General features: G+C 60.5%; 6 protein-coding genes. 5 read left to right on the top strand and 1 reads right to left on the bottom strand.

Annotation, left to right across the window (positions count from 1 at the left end; all coding sequences use genetic code 11):
• Positions 1 to 420 precede the first annotated feature (420 nt).
• From B1A78_RS19855 to B1A78_RS19840, 5 genes are all read left to right on the top strand, one after another.
• Positions 421 to 2361 carry a ribonucleoside-diphosphate reductase subunit alpha gene (locus B1A78_RS19855; RefSeq protein WP_077148609.1) on the top strand — a complete coding sequence of 647 codons (1941 nt, stop codon included), beginning with the start codon at positions 421 to 423 and terminating at the stop codon, positions 2359 to 2361.
• Complete coding sequence (locus tag B1A78_RS22405) at positions 2358 to 2750, top strand: hypothetical protein (RefSeq protein ID WP_144037921.1); 393 nt, start codon at positions 2358 to 2360, stop codon at positions 2748 to 2750. The genes B1A78_RS19855 and B1A78_RS22405 overlap by 4 nt, the downstream gene beginning before the upstream one ends.
• A gap of 3 nt (positions 2751 to 2753) precedes the next feature.
• Positions 2754 to 3812 carry a ribonucleotide-diphosphate reductase subunit beta gene (locus tag B1A78_RS19850; protein ID WP_077148608.1) on the top strand — a complete coding sequence of 353 codons (1059 nt, stop codon included), beginning with the start codon at positions 2754 to 2756 and terminating at the stop codon, positions 3810 to 3812.
• A 127-nt stretch (positions 3813 to 3939) separates the two neighbouring features.
• Positions 3940 to 4173 (top strand): hypothetical protein, encoded by a 234-nt coding sequence (locus tag B1A78_RS19845; protein ID WP_077148607.1) that lies wholly within the window; start codon positions 3940 to 3942, stop codon positions 4171 to 4173.
• Positions 4174 to 4207: 34 nt separating this feature from the next.
• Positions 4208 to 4852, top strand: coding sequence for a toll/interleukin-1 receptor domain-containing protein (locus B1A78_RS19840; protein WP_077148606.1), 645 nt, complete (start codon positions 4208 to 4210; stop codon positions 4850 to 4852).
• A gap of 477 nt (positions 4853 to 5329) precedes the next feature.
• Here B1A78_RS19840 and B1A78_RS19835 read toward each other — a convergent pair whose 3' ends face one another.
• The gene (locus B1A78_RS19835) at positions 5330 to 5935 is read right to left on the bottom strand and encodes a hypothetical protein (RefSeq protein WP_256839509.1); all 606 of its coding nucleotides are present in this window, start codon (positions 5933 to 5935) and stop codon (positions 5330 to 5332) included.
• Positions 5936 to 6026 lie beyond the last annotated feature (91 nt).

Here is a 6026-nt window from a genome sequence, read left to right as displayed (position 1 = left end):
CGCCCCCACCACATCTTGTGCCGGGCAAATTATTTTCGGGCGGTGCGGCACTTTTGCCACGCCCCCGGCGGAGCCGCGGAAAGCCGCCATTTGTCTCCGTGAAGCGTGCCAAAGCGTCGACGAAACGAATCAGAAGAGCGACGAGTTGAGTCGTCAATCTGTCATTTACTCTCTTGCGTCTCCGCGCCGACGTGGCACTATGGATGGTGGGTAGACCACGGGGGCACCCCAAGAAATAGTGTTTGGCCAAAAATGGCGGATTTCCGTCGCCCACAGCATATGGGCACGGGAAAACCCTTCTTGCGCCCAAAAATCACTGCCCCCGACACGGGATTACATGCTAAGACCGGGGCTTCGCCCTGAGTCGAACAAGACAGGAACAAAGCGCGCTGCGTGCGCGTTGAATCGGGGGCGAATTAGATGGATTTTCGAGAGACCGACCGGGTGGAGACGAGCGACGTGGCGACGATGGAATTGACGAAAAACGAGACCCCGGCGGCCCCCGAATCGCAGAGCGATTCGCCCGCCCCGGCCAAGCTCAACGACAGCAGCGAGCCCAAGGTGCACGCGCGTCGCTTCGCGATCGTCACCGACAAGAGCCGCGACGCGCTGCTCACCGACTTCGGCAAGGAAACGCTCGAGGACCGCTACCTCCTCCCCGGCGAATCCTATCAGGACCTCTTCGCGCGCGTCGCCGACGCCTATGCCGATGACCAGGACCACGCCCAGCGTCTCTACGACTATATCTCGAAGCTCTGGTTCATGCCCGCGACCCCCGTTCTCTCGAACGGCGGCACCGGCCGCGGCCTGCCGATCAGCTGCTACCTCAACTCGGTCGACGACAGCCTCGAGGGCATCGTCGGCACCTGGAACGAGAATGTCTGGCTCGCCTCGCGTGGCGGCGGCATCGGCACCTATTGGGGCGCGGTGCGCGGCATCGGCGAACCCGTCGGTTTGAACGGTAAGACCAGCGGCATCATTCCCTTCGTCCGCGTGATGGACAGCCTCACCCTCGCGATTTCGCAGGGCTCGCTCCGCCGCGGCTCGGCCGCCTGCTATCTCGACGTCTCGCACCCCGAGATCGAGGAGTTTCTCGAGGTCCGCAAACCCTCGGGCGACTTCAACCGCAAGGCATTGAACCTCCACCACGGCGTGCTCATCACCGACGAGTTCATGGAGGCCGTGCGCGACGGCGCCGAATTCAACCTGCGCAGCCCCAAGGACCAGAGCGTCCGCGGCACCGTCGACGCGCGCAGCCTGTTCCAGAAGCTCGTCGAAACGCGCCTCGCGACCGGCGAACCCTACATCATCTTCATCGACCAGGTGAACCGCATGATGCCCAAGCATCATCGCGACCTCGGGCTCAAGGTCACCACCTCGAACCTCTGCTCGGAAATCACCCTGCCGACCGGCCGCGACCATCTCGGCAATGATCGCACCGCGGTCTGCTGCCTCTCGTCATTGAACCTCGAAACCTGGGACGAGTGGAACGGCGACAAGGTCTTCATCGAAGACGTGATGCGCATGCTCGACAATGTCCTGCAGGACTATATCGACCGCGCCCCGCCCGAAATGGCGCGCGCCAAATATAGCGCGAGCCGCGAACGCTCGGTCGGCCTCGGCGTCATGGGCTTCCACAGCTTCCTCCAGGCGCGCGGCCTGCCCTTCGAGGGCGCGATGGCCAAGTCCTCGAACCTGCGCGTCTTCAAGCATATCCGTGCGCAGGTCGATGCCGCGTCGATGCTGCTCGCCAACGAGCGCGGCCCCTGCCCCGACGCCGCCGACCAGGGCGTGATGGAGCGCTTCAGCTGCAAGATGGCGATCGCGCCGACCGCGTCGATCTCGATCATCTGCGGCGGCACCAGCGCGTGCATCGAGCCGATCCCCGCGAACATCTACACGCACAAGACGCTCTCGGGCAGCTTCTCGATCCGCAACCCGCACCTCGAGGCGCTGCTCGTCGACAAGGCGAAGAACAGCGACAATGTGTGGAACTCGATCCTCGAAAAGGGCGGCAGCGTCCAGCACCTCGACTTCCTCAGCCAGGACGAGAAGGACTGCTACAAGACCAGCTTCGAGATCGACCAGCGCTGGCTGCTCGAACTCGCCGCCGACCGCACACCCTATATCGACCAGGCCGCCTCGCTGAACCTGTTCATCCCCGCCGACGTCGAGAAATGGGACCTGCTCATGCTCCACTATCGCGCGTGGGAACTCGGCATCAAGTCGCTCTATTATCTGCGCTCGAAGTCGGTCCAGCGCGCCGGCTTCGCGGGCGGGGTCGAGGCCGACAACACACCCGAGGCGCCGAAATACGAGCTGCAGACCACCGACTACGACGAGTGCCTGGCCTGCCAGTGAATAAAGTAAAGAAAGCGCGACCTGTACCGTTGCGATCTTGGGTTAAGGGAGTCGCTTGGGTCACTGCATTGTGCGGCCCGGCAATTCTTTACATAGTTTTTGCGCTCTCGAAAAATGCAATTTTCAGCCAATGCGAGGCAGCAGGCGGAGGAAAAATGCGTTTTGTGACGTGTTTATTCAAACTGCTTGCCGGGAATAGAGAAGATTATCTAATTTTTGCGGGAACTATCCTGACAATGTTTTGGTGGGTAGCCATTCTAGTCGCTCTTAGAGTTTATGCTTATTTTTCTGATAGAACTAAGCAGATCAATCGACGAGAAACGCAGAGAATTAGGCGAGCGATAATTGGGGCTGAAAAGCTCGAGAAAAATGCGAATTTGGAGAACTGAGCAATGCCCCTTCTAGAAGCCCGCAAGACCTACAAGCCCTTCGAATATCCCTGGGCGTTCGATTTCTGGAAGCGCCAGCAGCAGATCCACTGGGTGCCCGAGGAAGTGCCGCTGGGCGAGGATTGCCGCGACTGGGCGCAGAAGATCAGCGACCACGAGCGTAACCTGCTCACGCAGATTTTCCGCTTCTTCACCCAGGCCGATATCGAGGTGCAGGATTGCTACCACGACAAATATGGCCGCGTGTTCAAGCCGACCGAGATCAAGATGATGCTGACCGCGTTCAGCAACATGGAGACCGTCCATATCGCGGCGTACAGCCACCTGCTCGACACCATCGGCATGCCCGAGAGCGAGTACGGCATGTTCCTCGAATATGACGAGATGCGCGCCAAGCACGACTATATGCAGCAGTTCGGGGTCGAGAATGACGAGGATATCGCGCGCACGCTCGCGATGTTCGGCGGCTTTACCGAAGGCTTGCAGCTTTTCGCCAGCTTCGCGATGCTGATGAACTTCCCGCGCTTCAACAAGATGAAGGGCATGGGCCAGATCGTCAGCTGGTCGATCCGCGACGAAAGCCTGCACTGCGAGGGCATCATCAAGCTGTTCCACACCTTCACCAAGGAACGCGGCTGCCTGACCAAGGCGGTGAAGGAAGACATCATCGACACCTGCCAAAAGACCGTGCGGCTCGAGGATGCGTTCATCGACCTCGCCTTCGAACAGGGCCAGGTCCCCGGCATGACGCCCAAGGAGATCAAGCGCTACATCCGCTACATCGCCGACTGGCGCCTCGGGCAGCTCGGCTTCCAGCCGATCTACATGATCGACGAGCACCCGCTCCCCTGGCTCGCCCCGCTGCTCAACGGCGTCGAGCATGCGAATTTCTTCGAAACCCGCGCCACCGAATACAGCAAGGGCGCGACCCGCGGCGAATGGAACAGCGTGTGGTCGAGCTTCGACAACCGCAAGAAGGCGAAAGCCAACGACGACGCCACCCCCGCGATCGAAAGCGACGGCGAAGACATGTTCGCCAAGGCGGGGATCGCCGCGGAATAGTAACTCCCCCCTCCCGCAAGCGGGAGGGGCAGCGAGACTTGCGGGCTTTGCCCGCTAGTCGCAGCGGGGTGGGCCGCCAACGTCGATCCGACAGGCCCACGCCCGACAACAGGACAAGGCCACCCGAATGACCGACAAGAAACCCAAGCTCAAACTGCTGGTCCTCAGCCAGCCCCAGCGCGCATGCCTCGAAGGCATCTCGAACCGCCGCCCCCAGCTCCCCACTGACGCCGTCCGCGACGAACTCGTCGCGCTGGGCCTCGTCGTGCAGCAGGGCGCAAAATGGGCGCTGACCCCGACGGGCAAGAAGGTGCTCGCGGCGGGATCGAATAGGCGGAACTCGGGCGGGTTTTCGGTTTAACAATAAATAAGTTTTCAACGGGGCGGAGCATATTATGAGCAATAATGCTGATGATGCTCTGCCGCCGAAAGTATTTATCTCCTATCGATGGACATCCCCTGCTCACGAAGAATGGGTGCTGAGGATTGCAACTTCTCTTCGAAAAGACGGAGTCAACGTAATACTTGACAAGTGGTACCTCCAAGAGGGGCAAGACACGCTTGCATTTATGGAACAAATGGTCAGCGATCCAACAATGGGAAAAGTACTTCTCATTTGCGATCGAGAATATGTAGATCGAGCGAACTCTCGCGTGGGAGGCGTCGGCACAGAAGCCCAAATCGTCTCGGCATCCGTATATGAAAAAACGGACCAAAACAAAGTGGCTGCAATCGTCACTGAATTGAATATAGATGGGAAACCATATCTCCCAATCTATATGTCCACTAGATTATATTTCGACATGTCATCTGAGAATTCCGAGTCAGTAAACTATGAAAAGTTATTAAGGTGGATTTTTGGGAAGCCTTTTCATGCGCTGCCACCTATCGGCGAACAGCCGAAATTCTTGGATAGCATCCACACCATAGGCACGACATTCGCCCGCCTAGATCATGACGTACTTCATTTCTTTGGAGAGGATGCGCTCATACTCAACTTTACCAACCTATGCGAGGGCTACATCGAAGCAATTCTATGAGAAAGTTCGACCGATATTATTCGACATCACCCCTCTAGAATTTAAAGAGGCCGTTGAGAAACTCAAATCTCCTCAACGGTCGTTCCGGGGTGGGCTAGACTTAAAAGCGCTTTTCAACGCCGAAAGAATTGCCAGCACAGCGTAGAATTCGCGCCTTCGCGTGAAACCTGATCGCGCTCCACAATCCCACCAAATCCTATTTCGCACATCCCGCGCAAAAAACCGCTGTCCTAAATTCCCCCGCTATGTTCCAAACTGGCCGATGAGCCACATAGCCCCCATCCCCTCGCCCGACCCCGCCGCCCATCATCGGGCGCCGGCGCGGAAAAAGCACCGCCAGAACGGTCGGTCGCGCCCGGCACGCGAGCGAGGGTAAGCAGAGGGGTACGTGGCGTGACCTTTGTGACCTTCCGATCCTTTTGCCGGTCCATTCGCGCCCCAACGCCGCCCGATCTTCGGGCATGGCGAGGCCCGCGATCAATTCACCGTAACCCCACCCGGCACCCCGCGCATTCCCGCCGCCGCGAACAGCACCCCGCCGCGCACCGCCTCAGGCGTCCCGTCGAGCAGCGCCAGCCGCACCAGTTCGCGCGTCACTTCGCTGTCGTCGTCGACCACCAGCCGCAGCGTCTCGGCGCCGACCGCGTCGGTCACCCGCACCACGTCGCGCACCAGCGCCAGCGGCCAGCGCGCGCTGCCGCCGCGGTACAGCGTCACGCCGTCGTGGCGCACATAGGCATCCCGCCAACGCCACAGCCGCCGGAAATAGACGAACCCGATCACCGCCGCCGCCATCAGCGCGGTCATCACGACATCGCCGAAGACGATGCTGCGCACCACCTCGCCCGCCGTGTCGCCGCGCGCCTGCATCGCCATCAGCGCTGCGAGCGCCAGCAGGCACAGCAATTGCCCCGCCGCCAGCGGCTTCGGCCTCAGCCGTGCGATCACGATCGTCCTGCGGTCCATATGTTTCATCGCGCCCAGATAGGCACGCCCGCGTCCGGGCGCCAGATGGTGCGCGGTCCCGCCCCGAAAGCCGCCGCGACGAAAGCCGATCGCCATGCCCTTGCCACCGGCCGCCATCTGCCGCATCCCCGCTGCGTGGCCCCTTTCCACCGCCCGCTCGCGGCCGAACCGAGGACCGGGATGCCGCCGGCGTCGAGATAACGGACAT

The organism is Sphingopyxis sp. KK2, from assembly GCF_001990265.1.
In the GTDB taxonomy this organism is placed as follows: Bacteria; Pseudomonadota; Alphaproteobacteria; order Sphingomonadales; family Sphingomonadaceae; genus Sphingopyxis.
The sequence above is the reverse complement of the archived record's forward strand: the minus strand, read 5'-3'. Positions and strand labels throughout refer to the sequence as shown.